Raw genomic sequence first — 18,632 nt, forward strand, 5'->3', positions numbered from 1 at the left:
TGATACCAGCGCAGTGTTACCTTTGTGCCATTCTCGCAAGGGAAAGAAATTTTCTCAACTCAAATCGGCTTCCCCCATCAAGGGGTTAAAGGAGAACGTGGCAAAAAAAAACAGCACCTCCCGTGATTACCCGGGAGGTGCTGTGGATGTTATGCGCAATGGAACGTTTTTACTGCTCCATCAGATCGCGGATGGCGTACTTGTAAGCGTACAAGGCTTTTTCCATGGGAACACTTATCATGGGAACTTCGCCGACGCGGATATTCATGGAGTCGCCGCCAACGACGCCGATATGGACGCACGCAATCTGCTTGCCCACGGTTTCGCGGAAGGCGGTGAGTTTTTCAGGGCTGACGCTGACGACGGCGCGGGAGTGGCTTTCCCCGAAGAGCAGGGCGTCAGTGCGCATGCTGGGGCTCAGGCTGGCGCTGAAACCAATGCGCTGCCGGGAGCTCAGGGAACACTCCGCCAGGGCTACGGCCAGTCCACCCTCGCTGCAGTCGTGGGCGCTTTGCAGGAGTCGAAGCCTGGCCAGCTGCTGCAGCACTTCCACCAGGGCGCGGGCTTCTTTCAGATCCACATGGGGCGCGTCACCGGTGATAAGGCCGTGGATGACCTTCAGGTATTCGCTGCCGCCCAGCTCCTCGCGGGTGGCTCCCAGCAGGAAGATGTGGTCACCGGCCTGTTTGAAGTCCTGGGTAAGGCGCAGGTCAATGTCTTCGATCAGTCCTACGGTGGAGACGGTGGGGGTGGGGTAGACGGCTCCCTTTCCGGAAGTTTCGTTGTAGAGGGAGACGTTGCCGCTGATGACGGGAATGTTCAGCTCGCGGCAGGCGTCCTTGATGCCCCGCACGCACTCCACAAACTGGTACATGGTTTCGGGCTTCTGGGGGTTGCCGAAGTTGAGGCAGTCGGAGATGGCCAGTGGTTTGGCACCGGAGCAGGCGATATTGCGCGCGCCTTCGGCGACCGTGGCCTTGCCGCCCTCATAGGGGTTGAGGTAGCAGAAGCGGCTGTTGCAGTCGGTGGTCATGGCTACGCCCTTCTTGCCGCCCTTGATGCGCACGAGGGCGGCATCGGAGCCGGGCAGAATGACGGTGTTGGTGCGAACCTGGTGGTCGTACTGCTGGTAGACCCACTCCTTGGAGGCGATGGTGGGAGAGCCCAGCAGGCGCAGCAGGGTATCGGAGAGGTCAGCGGGAGCGTGGATGGTGTTAAAGTCGAAGCTCTGCACCTCATCCAGATAGGCCCCGCGCTTGTAGGGGCGGTCGTAGATGGGGGCAGCTTCCACCAGGGGTTTGATTTCCAGGTCGGCCATGGTCTGGCCCTGCCAGATGATGCGCATGCGGCCATCGTCGGTGACGCGGCCCACCACTTCGGCGTCCAGATCCCACTTGGCGAAGATGGCCTTGACGGCGTCTTCGCTGCCCTGGCGCACCACCATGAGCATGCGCTCCTGGGACTCGGAGAGCATCATCTCGTAGGGGGTCATACCCTCTTCGCGGCAGGGGATGTTGTCGAGCCACATTTCAATGCCCATACCGGCGCGGTCGGCCATTTCAAAGGAGCTGGAGGTGAGTCCGGCGGCGCCCATGTCCTGGATGCCGATAATATGATCGGTCTGCATCAGCTCCAGGCAGGCTTCCAGCAGGAGTTTTTCCGTGAAGGGGTCACCCACCTGAACCGTGGGGCGCTTCTCCTCGGAGTTCTCGTCAAAGTCGGCGGAGGCCATGGTGGCGCCATGGATGCCATCGCGACCGGTTTTGGCGCCCACGTACATGACGGGGTTGCCCACGCCGTCGGCGCGGCCCAGGAAGATTTTGTCCTTTTTCACGTACCCCAGGGCAAAGGCGTTGACCAGGGGGTTGGTGCTGTACTGGTCGTCAAAGTATACTTCGCCGCCCACGGTGGGAACGCCGAAACAGTTGCCGTACCAGCCGATACCCTTGACCACGCCGCTGAAGAGGTAACGGTTTTTGGGGTTATCCAGCTCGCCAAAGCGCAGGGAGTTCATGGCGGCGATGGGGCGCGCACCCATGGTGAAGACGTCGCGCAGAATGCCGCCCACGCCGGTGGCCGCGCCCTGCAGGGGTTCGATGAACGAGGGATGGTTGTGGGACTCGATTTTGAAGGCCACGCACTCGTCGTCGCCGATGTCAATGACGCCGGCGTTTTCGCCGGGGCCCTGTACCACCCAGGGAGCTTCGGTGGGGAAGCCCTTGAGGTGGATGCGGCTGGATTTATAGGAGCAGTGCTCGCTCCACATGACGCTGAAGATACCCAGCTCGGTGAGGGTGGGTGTGCGTCCCATGATCTGGAGTATCTTGTCGTACTCTTCGCGGCTCAGGCCGAATTCCATGGCCAGCTCAACGCTGACGGTTTTTTCCTGGGCACTCATAGGCTCACCACATATTCACGGAGGGATTCAAAGAGGGGCGCGCCATCGGTGCCACCCAGCTCGGGGGTGACGACGCGCTCGGGGTGGGGCATCATGCCCAGCACATTGCCTTTTTCGTTGCAGATGCCGGCGATGTCGCCCAGGGAGCCGTTGGGATTGTCCTGGTAGCGGAAGACCACCATGTCGTGGGCGTCCAGGTACTGCAGGGTATGCTCATCGGCGTAGTAGCTGCCGTCGTGATGGGCCACGGGCACGTTGATCACCTGGCTCTGGCGATACTTGCGGGTGAAAGGGGTGCGAGTGGTTTCCACCCGCAGGCTGGTGTTTCTGCAAAGAAATTTGAGGGTGTTGTTGCACATGAGGGCTCCGGGCAGCAGGCCACTTTCCAGCAGAATCTGGAAACCGTTGCAGATGCCGATGACGGGGCGTCCTTCCGAGGCGAAGCGGATGACGTCGGCCATAACAGGGCTGTTTTTGGCGATGGCGCCACAGCGCAGGTAGTCGCCGTAGCTGAAGCCACCGGGCAGGATGATGGCGTCCACGTTGCCCACCGAGCCTTCCTTGTGCCAGATAAAGCGGGTGTTGGCACCGGCCAGGGTGGCGGCATAGTCACAGTCGTGGTCGCAGTTGGAGCCGGGGAAGACCACTACGCCAACATTCATGATTCCTCCGTCACTTCAATGCGGTAGTTTTCAATGACAGTGTTGGCCAGCAGCTTCTGGCACATCTGGGCCACCCGCTCTTTGGCGGCGCTGGCGCTGGTGGCGTTCACCTTGACTTCAATGTATTTGCCGACGCGAACGTCGGAGGCGTCTTCAAATCCCAGATCCTGCAGGGAGCCGAGAATAGCCTTGCCCTGGGGATCCAGGACGCCATTTTTCAGGGTAACATAGACGCGAGCCAGCATTACTTGTCACCCCGGCTTTCGATGCGGCGCACCACTTCAGCGTAGGATTCCTCGATTTTACCCAGGTCGCGGCGAAAGCGGTCTTTATCCATCTTCTCGTTGGTGGTGGCGTCCCACAGGCGACTGGTGTCGGGGCACATTTCGTCAGCCAGGATGATCTGGCCTTTGTGCACGCCAAACTCCAGCTTCATGTCCACCAGCTTAATATTGATGTCGCGGTAGTAGTTGACCAGCAGAGCGTTGATTTTCAGGGACAGCTCGTCGATGGTGGCCATCTGTTCGCGGGTGGCCCAGCCCATGGCGTCGATGTGGTAGATGTTGATGAAGGGGTCGCCCAGTTCATCACTTTTGTAGCAATGTTCCACCACGGGCTTGGCCAGGGGGACTCCCTCTTCGCTTCCCAGGCGCTTGGCCAGGGAACCGGCCACGATATTACGGGTGATGACTTCCACAGGGATGATCTGCACCTTCTTGCAGAGCATTTCGCGGTCGTTGAGCTTTTTGACAAAATGGGTGGGGACGCCATGGTTCTCCAGGAAATTGAAGATGATTTCACTGGTGCGGTTGTTCATGATTCCCTTGTTGATGATGGTGCCCTTTTTTTCGGCATTGAATGCGGTGGCGTCATCCTTGAAGTACTGGATGATCAGGTTGGGGTCATCGGTGGCGTAGAGAATCTTGGCTTTGCCTTCGTAGAGCTTTTCGCGCTTTTCCATGGTGCTGTCTCCATTTGATGTACTGTACGGTTATTCCGGGAAATCCTGGTGATGGAATGAAGAGGGATTTTTACCACGAAACTCTCACGGGCTCAATGGATTTCGCTGGAGGTTCACTGGGTTTTGCCCATGGCATGAACTCTGGCTATCCCGTGTAAATTATAGGTTTTTCCACTGATGCTGAACTGCCATGCGGCTGGCCTGCGGGATCAGTTTGCGGGCCGGCATCCGGCACCCACATGTGACGGTGGAAGTGGGTGTGAATACCCAGAACTTCCAGCTCTTTTTTCAGCTGAGAGCGCATGTTGGAGCGCAGGTTCCAGGCGTCGGAAGGGTGGGAGGCCCAGGCCGCCAGCCAGCACTTGACGCCCTCTTTGTCAAGGCCCATGTACCAGAAGCTCGGCGGCTCCACCTTGCAGGAGTAGGGGTTGTGCTCGGCGATTTCCAGGGCCACCTTTTCCACCACTTCCAGGTCGGCTTCGTAGGAGACCCAGAATTCAATGTGGGCCCAGATATAGCTGTCGGTGATGGTGTAGTTGATGAACTCTTTTTCCAGCATGCGGCTGTTGGGGATAATGTAGCGGCGCCAGTCCCAGATTTTGACGACGGTGTGGGTGATGGAGATATCTTCCACGGTGCCGTAGTTGCCGTCCATAATGACGGTGTCACCGATGCGCAGCTGGTTGGAAAAGGAGATGACGACGCCGGCGATGAAGTTCTGCACGAAGGTCTTGGCGGCGATACCAAGGATGACGGCAAAGGCAGCGGCAAAGGTGGAGACAACCGCGGCGGGTACCAGCCCCAGGAAGGGGAGTATGAGCGCCAGGATCCATACCAGGAAGATACCGACGACCAGGACGCGCCGGATGATGGTAAAGCGGTTGGCGATGCTTTCCAGGGCGCGGCTGCGCGCCTTCTGCACAGGGTTTTTATGGGGGGAGGTGGTGCGCACGGCGTCAAAACGGTGGAAGTCTTCGACGCGGGTGGCGCGCTGATCTTCAATGGCGCGTACACGACTGCGAACCCACCACAGGATAATGGCACCGCTGAGGCCGACGACGCCAAGATAGGTGAGGAAATAGTAGCTCATGGGGGACAGTGTAACACATTCAGTGGAAAAAGGAATCCTGGCGTAGGGGGAGAAAAATGGAATTGAAACTTGAAAAGAGGAAAGTTGATATATATTATAATTGAAGTTTCGCACCCCCGAAACGGCAGGTTGTCGGCGCCGACCCACATGCCATGCTGAAATGGAGGAAATGGTTCTGCACAGACTGCGTCGCTTGACATTGCCCTCACCCTGTTTATGAGTTTCTTTTGCCACTTTTGGGTCGCCAAAAGTGGCTGGGAAGCGACCCCCAGTGCTGTCCTTTTCAGCCGTCCGCTCGCCTGGAACTGGGGACCGCAAACAACCGCCCTCCGTGGCTTTTGGTTTGCGGTTGCCGCCCTCGTGGCGTCAACCCTGCGGGTCCATCGCGTTATGCAGGCAATTGAAAAGCTCTCAGGTGCAAGGCGCACGCAAGGTGAGGAGTGAGGCGTACTTCCTGTACGTCGCAGCGACGAGCATTGGTGAGCAACGCCGCAGGTGAGGCTTTTCAGCAGCCTGACAGTCAGCGCGTCCTGGCTGGGCCAGCACACGGGGGAGGGACAGAAGCAGGCCGTTCCCCCCTGAGCCCGTCCGGTGAGTGCGACGCCTGGCTGGCAAGACCCGAAGGGACACTCACAGGAAGTGAGTGGTCCGGCAGCACTGCAGGGAGGCAGCGGTCAGGCAACGCAAAGAGGCCCAGGTGCAAGGCGCGGGCAAAGCGAGAAGGGAGGCGTACTCCCTGTACGTCGCAGTGACGAGCGATGCCCGGCAACGCAGCAGATGGGCCTCTTTGGGCAGCCTGCTGCCGGATCTCCAGAACAGGCAAGCCAACGAGCCGGAAAAACGGGCGTTCGGGGGGCGCGTTTTTGCGCCCTTTTTGCGCGGTCAAAAAGGGCAATATCCGGAAACAAAAAGTGGAATACCAGATAAGTCAAGCATTCAAAATCAATACAGTTTCCGCGCGATAAATGTTAGAATGATAACACCTTAACCTAAGACAACAAGATGCGAAACTTGAGTTATAAGTTTTTTTAAATCCATATTCTATTGCTTTGGCAAAGGAGTCTCCTATGAGAGTGGTTATAGTGGAGGATGAAGCTCCCGCAGTTGACGAGCTTAAATATATCCTGCGGCAGGCCGAGAATGTCGAGGTGGTGGCGGATGTTCAGAATGGTCTCAAAAGCCTTGATGTCATCAAAAAGCTCAAACCCGATGTGGTCTTTCTGGACATAGAGCTTCCGGATATGAATGGTTTTGAGGTGGCTACCGAGCTGCTGGAGTACGCTCACCGCCCCCTGATCATTTTCTGCACCGCCTACGACGAATATGCCATAAAAGCCTTTGAGGTAAATGCTGTCGATTACATCCTGAAGCCCTATAATGACGAGCGTATCCTTCAGGCGCTGGAGCGCGCCAAGGGGCGCCTTGAGGAGAAAAAAATCTATCACGAGCAGCTGCGCAGCGCCATGAGTGAACTGACGGGTAACCGCATTCGCAAAATCGTGGTGGAGTCCCGCGGCAAGCTCAAGGTCATTGATCAGGAGGAAATTTACTGGATCGGCGCTTCCGTAGGTAAGACGGAGTTCCATACCCATGAGGAGATGTACTACTCAAATCACACCCTGCAGAATCTCGAGAAAATTCTGGACGACAAGCTTTTCCTGCGCATTCACCGCTCCCATATCATCAATCTCAATCGGGTACGTGAGCTGATTCCCTGGTTCAGCGGCTCCTTCCAGGTGGGCATGGACGACAAGGCCAAGACCAACCTGGCGGTAGGGCGTGACAAAGTCAAAATCCTGAAAAACATACTCAATTATTAGATATGCCCCTTTTTTCCGGCCAGAAGCCGATCACTCGCATGGGCACGCCGCTGGTGGCGCTGTGCCTGATGCTGCTGTTCATGTGGCTGTTTATCGCTCCCCAGCCTTCTGCGCAGAGCCGCAAGTATCCCATGATCATCTCCCATGTGCTGCACCCGGAGTCGCCCAAGGGTGAAGCTTTCACCTATTTCGCTCAGATATTGCGTGAGACCGCTGGTGGCGAGGATGTGAATATTGAAATCTATCCTTCGTCGACGCGCTATATCGATGTGGAGGCAATTGAGGCGCTGAATCGCGATGCCATACACTTCATCGCGCCCACCACATCCAAGCTCTCCGTCTTTGTGCCGGAACTGGCGGTGCTGGATTTTCCTTTCCTCTTTGAGGACCGCGAATCCTACTATCGCCTGCTGGAAGGCCCCTATGGCGATTATGTACGGGAGAAGCTGCGTGAGCACGATCTGCGGCTGCTGGCATTCTGGGACAACGGCTTTCGTCATTTTTCCAACGCTATCCGCGAAGTGGTTTATCCAGAAGATCTCAAAGGCCTTTCCATCCGGGTCATGTCGGGGGAAAACACCGGGCTGCTCTACGAGCATTTCGGTGCTCATCCCAAGGTGATCTCTTTTTTACAGATGCCCCAGATGCTGCGTCTTGGCGTGGTGAATGGTGCTGAGAATACCGTTATCAATTATTACGATGAAAATCTGATGGGTATTCAGCCGTACCTGACCCTCAGCTATCACAGCCTGATGATCTACACCTTCCTCATGAGCGAATCCTACTACCAGTCACTCTCACCGGAAATGCAGGAGGCCATTGATGTGGCAGCAGCCAGAACCACTGAGTATATCAACTACCTGGTGGGCACCCGTGAGCAGCGCTTTGTCTCTCTGCTCGAGCAGGACGAACGGGTGCAGATAGTCACGCTCCCGCCGGGGGTGCGGGATCTGTGGCGCAAGAATATTCAGCTGAAAACCACGCCAGCCCTGCAAAGACACTATTCCCGTGCCTACCAGCATATTCTTGAGGCAGGGTACAATCCGTGAATATTCCCTGCGTTAGCGCATATTCCGAAAAACCGCTTTTGAGTCGCCTGCAGAGAAAAATACAAAACAGACCATTGCGCCCTCGCTTTTACAGTCAGGAGTGCAATGTGGCATCGGTCATTCTGCCCGTGCTGGCCCATGGAACTTCCTCCGAGGTCCTTTTCATCCGTCGCGCCGCTGACGGCTATCACCACTCACGGCAGATATCCTTTCCCGGAGGACGCCTGGAGCCGGGTGAGGACCCGCTGCAGTGCGCGCTGCGCGAGTTCGAAGAGGAAATGGGTGCCGCGGTGCCCCAGGACAGTGTGGCTGGCCTGGTGGATATCGGCTTCGCCCATGTCTCCTGCTCGCGCATCAACTGCTATCTCGCCGTTGTGGAGGAACCGCTGACTTTTGCTCCGAATCCACGAGAAGTGGAGTACATTATCCGGGTTCCATTGAATTTTTTCCTGTACCTTGATACTGTACCTGTGGAATATTTCGAGCACGGTTCGGAATGCATCATTTCCCCTGTGTTCCAGTACCGCTCGGAGCGCATTTGGGGCGCGACGGCCAGAATGATGGCCACCTTCCTGACGGAAGTGAATAACACCATTGAGGAGAAACATGTCTAAATTCGCTCTTTCAAAAGTATTTTCCCAATACAACAACCCGTGGGAAAAGCACCGCAAGTCGCCCTTTGGTGGCGGCGGCTCCGGCCCTGGTGGCGGAGGTGGAGGTTTCAATCCCGGGAATTTCAAGGTAAACCTTCCCAAAGACTTTAAGTTTCCCGGCAATTTTGACAAAAAAGTGCCCGTGATTCTGCTGGTGGTTATCCTGCTGGCCTGGCTTTCCACAGGCATTCTGATACTCAAGCCCGAGGAGCAGGCGGCGATTTTGCGCTTCGGAAAGTACGACCGTACTCTGGGTCCCGGTCCTCACATTACCCTGCCCTATCCCATAGAGCGGCGCTATGTGGCCAGTGTCACCACGGTGCAGCGCCTGGAAATCGGTTTCCGCAGCGCAGCCAGCCAGCGCGATGATCGCATTATTTCGGTGGGGCAGGAGTCCCTGATGCTGACTGGCGATGAAAATATTCTCGACGTCAAAGTCATTGTTCAGTTCCGCATCCGCGATATCATTGACTATATGTTTGAAGTGCGCGACTCCCTGCAGACGCTGCAGAACACGGCAGCCTCCTCAGTGCGTGAAGTTATGGGTGGTGAATCCATAGACAACGCCCTGACCGTGGGGAAATTTGAAATACAGATGAATATTCGCGAGCAGCTGCAAAAGGCCCTGAATGAGTATCGCGCTGGCCTGGAGATTCTGTCCGTTGAACTCTATGACGTTCAGCCGCCCCAGCAGGTTGCTGGCGCCTTCCGCGAAGTTGTCAGCGCCCGTGAGGATCGCGAACGGTTTATCAACCAGGCCCAGGGGTACCGCAACCAGATCCTGCCCCAGGCGCGTGGTGAAGCCGCTCAGATTATGGAAGCTGCCAGCGCCTACCGTGAAGAGCGCATTCTGCGCGCCCGTGGTGACGTGGCCCGTTTCCTGGCTATGGAAAGTGAATACAGGCTGGCCCCCGCGGTAACCCGCGACCGCCTCATGTTCGACACGCTGCAGGAGACGCTTCCCAAGACGAAGCTCTTCCTGATCGACAGCGATGCCGGCAGCGGAGTTCTGCCCTATCTGCCACTTGATGGAGTTCGCACTCCATCGGCACGCAATTAAGGAGGCCATGGCGTGAAACCTGTAAAATTTTTCATATTCCCCATTATCATCGTTTTTGGCCTGCTGGCCTATATGTCTCTGTATATAGTTACCTTTACCCAGAGCGCCGTGGTTACCCAGCTGGGCAAACCGGTGCGTACCATCATGGAGCCAGGGCTGTACGTCAAGATTCCCTTCATTCAGGAGGTATTCTATTTTGATCGCCGACTGCTCACCTACGATGGTTCCACTTTTGAAATGCTCTCCCGTGACAAGAAGACCCTGGTGGTGGATAACTTCGTACAGTGGCGTATCACTGACCCCCTGCTCTTCATGACTTCTGTACACAACGAAGAGGGCGCCCGTCGCCGCATTGCCGATCTGATCTATGCAGAGGCGCGCCTGGAAATTGGTTCCTTTGATTTCATCGACGTCATCAACTACAACCGTCTGGAAATCATGCGCAGCATCACCAGCAGTGCCAATGAGAAGGCTCAGCCCCTTGGAATTGAAATAGTCGATATGCGTATCAAGCGAGCCGATCTGCCCACGGAAAACGAGCGGGCGGTATTTGACCGTATGGCCACGGAGCGTGAAAAGATCGCCACCCAGTATCGCTCGGAGGGTGAGGAAGCAGCTGCCCGCATCCGTGCAGACAGTGATCGTCAGCGTGCCATCATCCTGGCGGAAGCCTACCGCGAGCAGGAACAGCTGCGCGGTGAAGGTGATGCGGAAGCTGCCAACATCTATGCGGAAGCCCTCAGTAGAAATCCCCAGTTCTATCGCTTCATGCGTGAGCTGGATCTCTATCGCGCGTCACTGAAAGAAAACAGCACTATCATTCTTAACGAGGAGTCAGAATTCTTCCGCAGCCTGATGGACAAACGATGAGTTTTCTCTCCCGCCCATACCGTGGCGTTACGCCCACCGTTCATGAGAGCTGTTTTGTGGCGCCCACGGCAGTGCTGATCGGTGACCTGGTGCTGGCTCCCCAGGCCAGTATCTGGTATGGGGCCATTCTTCGCGCCGATGTGAACTTCATTCGCGTCGGCGCGCGTACCAATATCCAGGATGGTGCCGTTGTCCATGTCAATGGAAACCCATCCCACCCGACTGTCATCGGTGAAGACGTGACGGTGGGGCATAATGTGACCCTGCACGGGTGCCATATTGGTGACCGTGTGCTGGTGGGCATGGGAGCTATAGTGCTCAATGGAGCGACCATTGGCGATGACTGCGTCATCGGTGCGGGAGCCGTGGTGAAGCAGGGTATGGATATACCCGCTGGCTCCATGGTGGTGGGCAATCCTGCAGTTATCAAACGCCAGCTTTCAGAGCAGGAACGGGCATTTTTGCTGAAATCGTCGAAAACCTATACGGATCTGGCTGAGGAATATCTCCATGACAGTTGAAAGCCGCTTGCGGGGAGCTGTCGATATTGGCAGTAACACCATTCGCATGCTCATTGGTGAATACTCCCCCGCCAGGGGACTCGTTATTCACGACTCCAGGCGTCATGTTACCCGCCTTGGCAAGCAGATGGAAAATGGTTTCCTCCTGCCCGAGGCCATTCAGCGCAGTGTTGAAGTTCTGGCCGAATACAAGCGGTGCTTTGATGACTTTGCGCTGCTGCCGCAGCACTTGAATATCATTGCCACCAGTGCGGTACGCAGTGCCAGCAATCGCCTTGAGTTCATTGAAACGGTGCAGCAGGACACCGGCCTGGAAGTGCGGGTGGTTGATGGTGCTGAAGAAGCCCGCCTGGCGGCCCTGGGTGTCTGCGCCGCCGTAAAGGCAGCCGGCAATAAGCTGATCGTGGATATCGGTGGCGGCAGTGTTGAGTTTATTCTGGTGGATCGTGACACCAACCTGCTCCACAGTCGGTCTGTGGAAATGGGTGTCGTGCGTCTGACGGAGAAGTTTATTACCCGTGCTCCTTTAAGTATAGAGGAGTACCTGAATATGCAGGAGTTCGTCCTGGAGAAGCTCGATACCGTCCATGAGGAGTTTGCCCGCTTTGACCTGACCCACCTGAAGATCGTCGGTACTGCTGGCACCTACACCACGGCAGCCCATGTGCTTTCCGGGCAGCAGGAGTACAGTCCCAGGCTTATCAATGGCATGACCTGTACTGTCAAGGACACGAAGATGTTCCTGGATAAGCTCTCGGATATGACCCTGGCTCAGCGCCTCGAAGCTTTTCCCATAGAAAAGGGGCGCGAGGATCTCATTATTGCCGGGCTCTGTCTTGCGTTGAATATCAACTCCTGCTTCTGTCAGGACCACTTTATGGTCAGCGATTATGGGCTGCGTGAAGGGGCCCTTATCGACGCTGCCAGCCGCTGAAACCTTTCACGGAATTCCCACCCCAGGTTTTGTGCTCCGTCACTGTTTCTTCCCGCTGCGGATTCATCAAAGCGCCCGGCTGCTCTTTTCAGAAAGAGCACCGGGCGCTGTTCTCTGCATAGAACGGCCGTGAAGGCGCGCAATTTGAGAAAGTCTTTTTGTTAGATAATGCGATTTCTCTTAGGTTCTTTTTTCTGTATGATGTTTTCCGATTCACGGTGCAATGCATCGTCAGAAAGGATCAATATGCGCAAACGAAATTTACAATGGCAAGTGCGTCAAATATGCAGAATCTAAACGCTTTTGGCCATGGTGGCAGGGTACGGAACTTCAGTTTCATGATGCTTTATACGCAGAGGAGTGAGTGATGATGGCCTATGGTCTGGAATTCTGGCACCATTTCTGGGTGCTGCTTGACGCTATTGCAATGTATATGCTTCTGGGGCTGGTGATTGCGAGTATTCTGAGGATATACATCTCCGATCGCTTTATTGTCAGTCACATGGGAGGGAACACCCTTGGCGCTGTGCTGAAAGCGTCCTTGCTGGGCTTGCCACTCCCCCTTTGCTCCTGCAGTGTTTTGCCCATAGCCACCTCCCTGAAGAAAAGCGGTGCGGGAAATGGCCCGGTAGTGAGTTTTCTGAGCACAACGCCCATGACCGGAGTTGACTCCATTATCCCCACGTACGGGGTCTTTGGTGGACTGATTACCGTCTTGCGGGTGCTGGTATCGCTGATCATTGGATTGCTTGCCGGTATCATTGTGGGTTTTGTTGAACGCCTGCGGGGGGAAAGGGTTTTAGTCCAGCCATCGGAAGCTTCTGTTGGAGCCTGTTCCGGTGGCTGTCAGTGCACGGCGGCAGCTGAGTCTTCGCGGCAAAATCCCCCGAAGTCGCAGGCCTTTGGGCAGAACTTTCTGGATCTGATGGGTGATATTGCCAAGCCCCTTGTCATTGGGCTGGTACTGGCAGCTCTGCTGTTGAGCGTCTGGCCGGAGCAGTATGGCGACTTTGTCAGTCAGCATGTTCTGCTCTCCTATGGTCTTGCACTTCTGCTGGGCCTGCCCCTGTACGTCTGCTCTATTTCTGTGATTCCCGTGGCCATCTCCCTCTATGCTGCCGGGTTCTCCCTGGGTGCGGCCTTTATCTTTCTGACAGCGGCACCGGCAGTCAGTATGGTCAGTCTGAGTGTACTGCTGCGTGTGGTGGGATTGCGCAATTTGTTGATTTTCCTCGCCTGTCTGGCGGTGGGAAGTATTGTCTTTGCCGCCGTAATTGATGGCATGGCGATTGAGATTCCCCTGCAGCTGTTGCCATCGGCAGAGCAGTCACCAGTGAGATGGCTGCCACGGCTGTTTTCGTTTGTGTTGATTGCACTGTGCCTGTATCTGTGGGTCGGCAGATTCCTGGCCTGTTTCAGTCGGCAATCCCGAGGTTGTGCCTGATCTGGTGCCAGAGGGCAAGGGGCAGGCACAGGCCCGCTGCCAGGAAGAGTGTCGTGCTGATATGCAGCAGTATGGGAACATCAAAGAGCAAGTGAGGGACCAGCGCTGTCAGGGAGAGCAGCAGCAGGCTGAGGAAGAGGGCCTGCTGCATGCTGGAAAATGAGTGACGGAGCATCAGCAGGAGATAGATGCCGAATGTGGCCCAGGCGAAGTGCGCCAGGTGGGCGTGGGTGCGCAGAACATCCATGGCGACCGTGCCGCTTTCGGCAACCAGAACGTACCAGACACCACTGAGCCCTGTGAGTAACAGGCCAGTGAAGGCGACGATCAGGGCGATATTGCCAAGTCTGAAAGCACGGATCAGATAGAGGCTTATAAGCAGGAGAAGTACCCCGGCACTGATTTTCTCCACCCAGTACCACTGCAGGAGCATACCGAAGAACATGCTCAGCACTCCTCCCACCAGTGTGGCAATGGTCAGGTTCACCAGCGGCGTGGAGATATTCAGCATATCCACGTAGCGCGAGAAGAGCAGAAGCGACATGGGAAAGGAGAGGGCCAGGAGAACGTATGAGAATCGCGTTTCAAACATGAAGAAATATTCGAAATTCAGGGAATAGAGAAAGTAGACCCAGCACAGTACAGAGATAATGACAGCGGCGCGCAGGAAGACATTTTCGCGCTGATTGGAGGTATTGCGGAAGAAGTGCCACAACATGAGGCAGCCAAACAGAGAGGCCGAGGCGGCCAGATTCAGCAGGAAAAACTCGGACAGAAGTGCACCAGTCGCCATTATCAGTGAAAAGAGTGCAAAGAGGATCTGCAGGGGCATGGTGCGGTTACCATAGCGCTGGCGGGTGATCAGGAAAGAGAGAAACATGCAGTAGCAGAATCCCGCGATGCCGATAAGTCCGTGGGCGTGAACGCCAGGGGCAATACGGTAGCTGTCGGTGTAGAGGTAGGCACTGAGCGCGATCAGCAGGATGTGTGCCAGCGAGGCGAAACCAAGTACGGGAAAGAAAGGTGCCTGCATGGGCTTCACCGGCAGAAGGGCCAGATCTGGTAGAAACGGCGGCACTTGAAGCGGGATTCACACGAAGCAAGTTGCCGTTCATAGGTTTTGGCACGGTCGCCGACGATTTTGGCTGTACGCATAAGCCAGGGTTTCTGCTGGTAGGTGCGGCGCTGGTAACCGCCATGGCCTTCATGATAGGCCAGATAGAGGTGTTCGGCATTGCTTTTTGAAATGCGGAGGCGGCGGTGGCTGATATCGTTATAGTAGCCGATGAAATCCAGCGCGTCCTTCATGCTGCGCCGGTCGGCAAAGCGGTTGTTGGTATCCCTTGCGAATTCGCGCCAGACTTCATCCTTGGCCTGGGGATAACCGAAAGCTGAGGAGCGTCGCGGACCCGGAATGACTCCGAGAATCTGTGTGCGCTCAGCGGGGCGCACATTATGGCGAAAACTTGATTCCTGATACATGATAGCCATCTGTACATGTGCCGGAGTGCCCCATCGACTTTCAGCCCTTTTGGCGTAGTCATACCAGTGGGGTTTCTGGTCAAAAATGGCGCAGATATTGTCAATGTTTTTGGGTTGTTTTGCGGCACAGCCTCCCAGCAGGACGAGGGCTGCAAATATGAGCATGGTTCTGTACATCTCACTGCTTTACGAAGGGTAATAAAGAGAGCTGAAGCTCCGTTGGCATAGTAGGGCAACAGATGGTAAACATGCAAGCAAATCAGCAGTCATGGGCTGAGCCATGCCGGACGCTGTCGCCTGAATGTAAAAAGCGGAGGTTTCCCTCCGCCTGTGAAGGTGTCAGCCGAAGCTGATGACCAGCAAGTATGTGACGACTGCGAAGACGATGGTGCCGATAAAGCCCATGGTCAGTGGAGCAATATCCTCGGGCTTGAGGGGTTCTTCCTGGATTTCGTCATGATGATCAGATGCCATGTTCTCCTCCTTGTTTTCCTTCGCGCAGCAGCCGTTGGTAGTCCTCGGGCTGGTTCATGTTCATGAGTCTGTGTTCAGGTTTCAGTATAGTCCCATGGGATAAACCTTGCAAGGCCGTTATGACCTTGCGGTTGCCACTTTCAAAGGAGCACGCCATGGTGGTGAGTCCGCTGACACGGTATATGCCGGTCAGGGGGAATACCTTGCCGGCATGGGCGAGCACCGCGGCTTCGTGCTCCGGATGGAGTTGCAGGAAGTCGGCCATTTCGCCATACCAGTCTCCTTCCACCAGAGGCATGTCACAGGGGAGCACGGCAATCGCGTCCCAGTCTGTGGCGACAAGGGCGTGGGAGAGGGCGTGCATGGCACCCAGAGGGCCCTGCCTGGGGACGATGTCCAGCACACAGTGAAACCCCGCCACCTCGCGTCCGGAAATCCACACCTCCTGCTGGCTCACTTTCAGAATCTCGATGGCACGATGCAGCAGATCCTGGTTGTCGTTCCAGGGAAGGGACGCCTTGTCCTGGCCCATGCGGCTGCTCAGTCCCCCCGCCAGCACCACCCCCAGGATTTTCATCGGGCCGATTGCAGGGCCTTGAGGTAGGCGGCGATGCCCGCTTCAAAGGTGTATTCGGGGCGGTACCCCAGCCTGCCATGTGTGGCGCTGATATCGGCTTCTGTGTGGTTCTGATAGAAGGCGTAGGGGTTGTCGATGTACTCGACGGTATTCTCTGTGGCCAGTTCGCGGCAGATAATGGCGATCATATCGTTGAAGGTGCGCGCCGTGCCCGTTCCCACATTATAGACTCCGGAAACATCTCCTTCACTGAACATGGCCCGGAGGTTGGCCTGGACAATATCGGTGACATAGATAAAGTCGCGCTTCTGTTCCCCATGTTTGAACAGGCGGGGGCGTTTGCCGGCCAGAATCTGGTGATAGAGCTGGTAGACCATGCTGGCGGCGTGACCCTTGTGGGATTCGCCGGGCCCGTAAACGTTGAAGTAGCGCAGTCCGACGATACGCTGCTCCGGGTGACGCTCCATAAACGACCTGGCGGTCATATCCATGGCGTACTTGGAGAATCCGTAGATATTTTCCGGCAGCAGCCCCTGGTCAACGCGGTTCGGAGCGGGTGAGTTGCCATATACTCCGGCACTGGAGGCGTAGACGACGGGAATCTCTTTTTCCACTGCCCATTCCAGAAGATGCCGAAAGGCGTCGTTGTTGACCTTCATCATGCGCTTCTGATCCATGACAGTGGTGTCGGTGATGGCGGCCTGGTGGAAGATGCCATCCAGAGGCAGAAGGCTCTCCACCTCGGCCAGCTCCTCAATGCGCGCCATGTCCATGGTGACCACTTCACCAGTGAAACCGATCAGGTTTTTGTAGTGGCCGCTGGAGAAGTCGTCCACCACGACCACATCGTGGCCCTGCTGTTTCAGGGCAAAAGCCAGGTTGGAACCAATAAAGCCGGCGCCGCCGGTAACCATGAAGCGCATAGAATATCCTTTCACTCGCTGAATGCAGTATTATTGCTGAATCTGAAATGGAATAAAGCGGTTCGCGCCCTGGTGCTGAACCAGCAGATTCACGAAGCCGTTGCGGGAGCGCTCCTTGATAGCCTTTTCCAGTGTCGCCAGGTCGCTCACCACCACATTGTTGGCGCGCAGGATAATCATATCACGGCGAACTCCCGCCTCATAGGCTTTGGAGCCCGCTTCCACCTGCTGTACCACGACGCGGTTGTCACGCATCTCAAAGTGAATTCCCTGGAACTGCCAGGAGGCGGCAGATGGGGCAGGTTCCGCCTGCCGTGGTCGCACCTGCGCCCTGCGCTCGTCGGGCCTTTCTCCAAGGGTAACGCGCAGTGTCTGCCGGCGGCCTTCACGAAGGATTTCCATGGGGACTGTACTGCCGGGAGTTGCGCGCGCAACAAAACGGAAGATGTCCTGGTAGCGATCAATTCGCTGGTTATCAAAGGAAGTGATGATATCGCCTTCGCGCAGCCCCCCACGCTGGGCGGGCTGATCCGGCTCAACGGAAGTGACAAGCACTCCGGTGGTCTCGGCTCCCGCACCCATGGAGCGTGCCAGCTCAGGGGTCAGGCGCTGCAGGGATACTCCGAGCCAACCTCGCGACACGCGACCCTTCTCCTTGAGCTGTTCATAGGATGACTTGAGGGTATTGATGGGGATGGCAAAGCCAAGGCCCTGGCCACTGGAGACAATGGCAGTATTGATGCCGATGACCTCGCCCTTGAGGTTCAGCAGCGGGCCACCGCTGTTGCCGGGGTTAATGGAGGCATCGGTCTGCAGGAAGCTGTCAAAGACGGACTGGCCGATGTAGCGATCCTTGGCGCTGATGACACCGACAGTGACCGTTCCGCTGAGGCCGAAGGGATTCCCCACCGCAAAGACCCACTGTCCCACTTCGATGGTGTCGGAATTCCCCAGGGGCAGGGCGGGAAGATTACTGGCGTTGATCTTGAGCAGGGCCAAGTCGTAGGTGGCGTCGGTTCCCACCACCTCCGCTTTGAACTCCCGCTCATCGCTGAGGATAATCGTGATTTCGTCGGCACCTTCCACCACATGGTTGTTGGTTACAATGTAACCATCACTGGACACGATAAAGCCAGAGCCCAGACTGCTGGAACGACGCTGCTGGCCATTCGGGTGCCCCGGGTCGCCGAAGAAGCGGCGAAACTCATCGCCAAAGAAACGGTTGAAGAATTCCTCAGGCAATGGCAGCTCGCGTTGGCCAACTTCCACTTGCTTGCTGGTGGAGACGTTCACCACAGAGGGTTCAACCTTTTTTACCAGTTGGGTGAGGTCAGGAAACTGCTGGGCGCCCACGGGGGCAAAGAGGAGCAGGATCGCCAGCGTGCTGAGCAGAATACCAGTGAGCAGACGGTATATGTTCATTTCAGGTACCTCCAGAAGTAAAAAAGTCTTTTTCCCTGCATTATAACTATCATGGACGAGGTGTAAAGCACCCTGAAACGAAAAAAGAGCCTGCATGGTGCAGACTCTTCTTCCGTAAATATTTTTCCACGAACATCCCATACCCGGAGAGGAAAGGAGGAGAGGAAACTCTCCAGGTGCGTAATTCTGTTTGCATATTATGTGCCAGTTTCCTGTTTTGCCGTCTGTGCAGCGTTTGCTGAACTTCAGGAGGAAATTATGCGGGCCATAAGTGTCAAATTGGCGTGCTGCT

Annotated in this window: 19 protein-coding genes; 8 read left to right on the forward strand and 11 right to left on the reverse strand. The window is 56.1% G+C overall.

What is annotated here, in order from left to right:
- Nucleotides 1-169 precede the first annotated feature (169 nt).
- The 5 genes from purL to ACZ46I_RS08330 form a co-directional block, all read right to left on the reverse strand.
- Nucleotides 170-2,398 (reverse strand): phosphoribosylformylglycinamidine synthase subunit PurL, encoded by a 2,229-nt coding sequence (gene purL / locus ACZ46I_RS08310; RefSeq protein ID WP_464280502.1) that lies wholly within the window; start codon nucleotides 2,396-2,398, stop codon nucleotides 170-172.
- Nucleotides 2,395-3,060, reverse strand: a complete 666-nt coding sequence (gene purQ / locus ACZ46I_RS08315) for a phosphoribosylformylglycinamidine synthase subunit PurQ (RefSeq protein ID WP_464280503.1) — start codon at nucleotides 3,058-3,060, stop codon at nucleotides 2,395-2,397. Before purQ ends, purL begins: the two co-directional genes overlap by 4 nt.
- Nucleotides 3,057-3,305 carry a phosphoribosylformylglycinamidine synthase subunit PurS gene (purS, locus tag ACZ46I_RS08320; protein WP_464280504.1) on the reverse strand — a complete coding sequence of 83 codons (249 nt, stop codon included), beginning with the start codon at nucleotides 3,303-3,305 and terminating at the stop codon, nucleotides 3,057-3,059. The genes purQ and purS overlap by 4 nt, the downstream gene beginning before the upstream one ends.
- A complete protein-coding gene (gene purC, locus ACZ46I_RS08325; protein WP_226507763.1) occupies nucleotides 3,305-4,021 on the reverse strand; it encodes a phosphoribosylaminoimidazolesuccinocarboxamide synthase in 717 nt (238 codons plus the stop codon). The genes purS and purC overlap by 1 nt, the downstream gene beginning before the upstream one ends.
- 145 nt (nucleotides 4,022-4,166) lie before the next feature.
- Entirely contained in the window at nucleotides 4,167-5,111 is a 945-nt protein-coding gene (locus ACZ46I_RS08330; RefSeq protein WP_013506391.1) for a mechanosensitive ion channel family protein, read from the reverse strand.
- A gap of 1,067 nt (nucleotides 5,112-6,178) precedes the next feature.
- Between ACZ46I_RS08330 and ACZ46I_RS08335 the strand changes: the two genes are divergently transcribed.
- The 8 genes from ACZ46I_RS08335 (at nucleotide 6,179) to ACZ46I_RS08370 (ending at nucleotide 13,462) form a co-directional block, all read left to right on the forward strand.
- Nucleotides 6,179-6,931: a LytR/AlgR family response regulator transcription factor gene (locus ACZ46I_RS08335; RefSeq protein ID WP_013506390.1), complete on the forward strand. Its 753-nt coding sequence runs from the start codon at nucleotides 6,179-6,181 to the stop codon at nucleotides 6,929-6,931.
- A 38-nt stretch (nucleotides 6,932-6,969) separates the two neighbouring features.
- The gene (locus ACZ46I_RS08340) at nucleotides 6,970-7,980 is read left to right on the forward strand and encodes a DctP family TRAP transporter solute-binding subunit (protein WP_464280505.1); all 1,011 of its coding nucleotides are present in this window, start codon (nucleotides 6,970-6,972) and stop codon (nucleotides 7,978-7,980) included.
- A 107-nt stretch (nucleotides 7,981-8,087) separates the two neighbouring features.
- Entirely contained in the window at nucleotides 8,088-8,594 is a 507-nt protein-coding gene (locus tag ACZ46I_RS08345) for an NUDIX hydrolase (RefSeq protein ID WP_049871124.1), read from the forward strand.
- Entirely contained in the window at nucleotides 8,587-9,693 is a 1,107-nt protein-coding gene (hflK, locus tag ACZ46I_RS08350; RefSeq protein ID WP_013506387.1) for an FtsH protease activity modulator HflK, read from the forward strand. Before ACZ46I_RS08345 ends, hflK begins: the two co-directional genes overlap by 8 nt.
- A 12-nt stretch (nucleotides 9,694-9,705) precedes the next feature.
- Nucleotides 9,706-10,563 carry a protease modulator HflC gene (hflC, locus tag ACZ46I_RS08355; RefSeq protein ID WP_013506386.1) on the forward strand — a complete coding sequence of 286 codons (858 nt, stop codon included), beginning with the start codon at nucleotides 9,706-9,708 and terminating at the stop codon, nucleotides 10,561-10,563.
- On the forward strand, nucleotides 10,560-11,084 hold the full coding sequence (locus ACZ46I_RS08360; RefSeq protein WP_013506385.1) for a gamma carbonic anhydrase family protein: 525 nt from the start codon (nucleotides 10,560-10,562) through the stop codon (nucleotides 11,082-11,084). Before hflC ends, ACZ46I_RS08360 begins: the two co-directional genes overlap by 4 nt.
- Complete coding sequence (locus tag ACZ46I_RS08365; protein WP_464280506.1) at nucleotides 11,074-12,018, forward strand: Ppx/GppA phosphatase family protein; 945 nt, start codon at nucleotides 11,074-11,076, stop codon at nucleotides 12,016-12,018. Before ACZ46I_RS08360 ends, ACZ46I_RS08365 begins: the two co-directional genes overlap by 11 nt.
- A gap of 367 nt (nucleotides 12,019-12,385) precedes the next feature.
- A complete protein-coding gene (locus ACZ46I_RS08370) occupies nucleotides 12,386-13,462 on the forward strand; it encodes a permease (protein ID WP_013506383.1) in 1,077 nt (358 codons plus the stop codon).
- Here ACZ46I_RS08370 and ACZ46I_RS08375 read toward each other — a convergent pair.
- The 6 genes from ACZ46I_RS08375 to ACZ46I_RS08400 all read right to left on the reverse strand — a co-directional run bounded on the left by ACZ46I_RS08375 (nucleotide 13,434) and on the right by ACZ46I_RS08400 (nucleotide 18,340).
- The gene (locus ACZ46I_RS08375; RefSeq protein ID WP_464280507.1) at nucleotides 13,434-14,495 is read right to left on the reverse strand and encodes a hypothetical protein; all 1,062 of its coding nucleotides are present in this window, start codon (nucleotides 14,493-14,495) and stop codon (nucleotides 13,434-13,436) included. The genes ACZ46I_RS08370 and ACZ46I_RS08375 overlap by 29 nt on opposite strands.
- Before the next feature lie 5 nt (nucleotides 14,496-14,500).
- Nucleotides 14,501-15,109, reverse strand: coding sequence for a transglycosylase SLT domain-containing protein (locus tag ACZ46I_RS08380; RefSeq protein WP_464280508.1), 609 nt, complete (start codon nucleotides 15,107-15,109; stop codon nucleotides 14,501-14,503).
- 174 nt (nucleotides 15,110-15,283) lie between these two features.
- Nucleotides 15,284-15,418, reverse strand: a complete 135-nt coding sequence (locus tag ACZ46I_RS08385; protein ID WP_013506380.1) for a hypothetical protein — start codon at nucleotides 15,416-15,418, stop codon at nucleotides 15,284-15,286.
- Nucleotides 15,408-15,995 (reverse strand): molybdenum cofactor guanylyltransferase, encoded by a 588-nt coding sequence (gene mobA, locus ACZ46I_RS08390; protein ID WP_464280509.1) that lies wholly within the window; start codon nucleotides 15,993-15,995, stop codon nucleotides 15,408-15,410. Before mobA ends, ACZ46I_RS08385 begins: the two co-directional genes overlap by 11 nt.
- The gene (gene rfaD / locus ACZ46I_RS08395; protein ID WP_464280510.1) at nucleotides 15,992-16,918 is read right to left on the reverse strand and encodes an ADP-glyceromanno-heptose 6-epimerase; all 927 of its coding nucleotides are present in this window, start codon (nucleotides 16,916-16,918) and stop codon (nucleotides 15,992-15,994) included. Before rfaD ends, mobA begins: the two co-directional genes overlap by 4 nt.
- A gap of 30 nt (nucleotides 16,919-16,948) precedes the next feature.
- Entirely contained in the window at nucleotides 16,949-18,340 is a 1,392-nt protein-coding gene (locus tag ACZ46I_RS08400) for a Do family serine endopeptidase (protein ID WP_464280511.1), read from the reverse strand.
- Between the last annotated feature and the right edge of the window lie 292 nt (nucleotides 18,341-18,632).

The organism is Desulfurispirillum alkaliphilum, assembly GCF_055378285.1.

Bases quoted from the DNA above. Each gene is read 5' to 3' on its own strand.
- ACZ46I_RS08400 (WP_464280511.1), bottom strand. From the start codon at position 18,340: ATGAACATATACCGTCTGCTCACTGGTATTCTGCTCAGCACGCTGGCG.
- ACZ46I_RS08375 (WP_464280507.1), bottom strand. From the start codon at position 14,495: ATGCAGGCACCTTTCTTTCCCGTACTTGGTTTCGCCTCGCTGGCACAC.
- ACZ46I_RS08365 (WP_464280506.1), top strand. From the start codon at position 11,074: ATGACAGTTGAAAGCCGCTTGCGGGGAGCTGTCGATATTGGCAGTAAC.
- purL (WP_464280502.1), bottom strand. From the start codon at position 2,398: ATGAGTGCCCAGGAAAAAACCGTCAGCGTTGAGCTGGCCATGGAATTC.
- ACZ46I_RS08370 (WP_013506383.1), top strand. From the start codon at position 12,386: ATGATGGCCTATGGTCTGGAATTCTGGCACCATTTCTGGGTGCTGCTT.
- ACZ46I_RS08385 (WP_013506380.1), bottom strand. From the start codon at position 15,418: ATGGCATCTGATCATCATGACGAAATCCAGGAAGAACCCCTCAAGCCC.
- ACZ46I_RS08335 (WP_013506390.1), top strand. From the start codon at position 6,179: ATGAGAGTGGTTATAGTGGAGGATGAAGCTCCCGCAGTTGACGAGCTT.
- ACZ46I_RS08330 (WP_013506391.1), bottom strand. From the start codon at position 5,111: ATGAGCTACTATTTCCTCACCTATCTTGGCGTCGTCGGCCTCAGCGGT.
- mobA (WP_464280509.1), bottom strand. From the start codon at position 15,995: ATGAAAATCCTGGGGGTGGTGCTGGCGGGGGGACTGAGCAGCCGCATG.
- ACZ46I_RS08340 (WP_464280505.1), top strand. From the start codon at position 6,970: ATGGGCACGCCGCTGGTGGCGCTGTGCCTGATGCTGCTGTTCATGTGG.
- purS (WP_464280504.1), bottom strand. From the start codon at position 3,305: ATGCTGGCTCGCGTCTATGTTACCCTGAAAAATGGCGTCCTGGATCCC.
- rfaD (WP_464280510.1), bottom strand. From the start codon at position 16,918: ATGCGCTTCATGGTTACCGGCGGCGCCGGCTTTATTGGTTCCAACCTG.
- ACZ46I_RS08380 (WP_464280508.1), bottom strand. From the start codon at position 15,109: ATGCTCATATTTGCAGCCCTCGTCCTGCTGGGAGGCTGTGCCGCAAAA.
- purC (WP_226507763.1), bottom strand. From the start codon at position 4,021: ATGGAAAAGCGCGAAAAGCTCTACGAAGGCAAAGCCAAGATTCTCTAC.
- purQ (WP_464280503.1), bottom strand. From the start codon at position 3,060: ATGAATGTTGGCGTAGTGGTCTTCCCCGGCTCCAACTGCGACCACGAC.
- hflK (WP_013506387.1), top strand. From the start codon at position 8,587: ATGTCTAAATTCGCTCTTTCAAAAGTATTTTCCCAATACAACAACCCG.
- ACZ46I_RS08360 (WP_013506385.1), top strand. From the start codon at position 10,560: ATGAGTTTTCTCTCCCGCCCATACCGTGGCGTTACGCCCACCGTTCAT.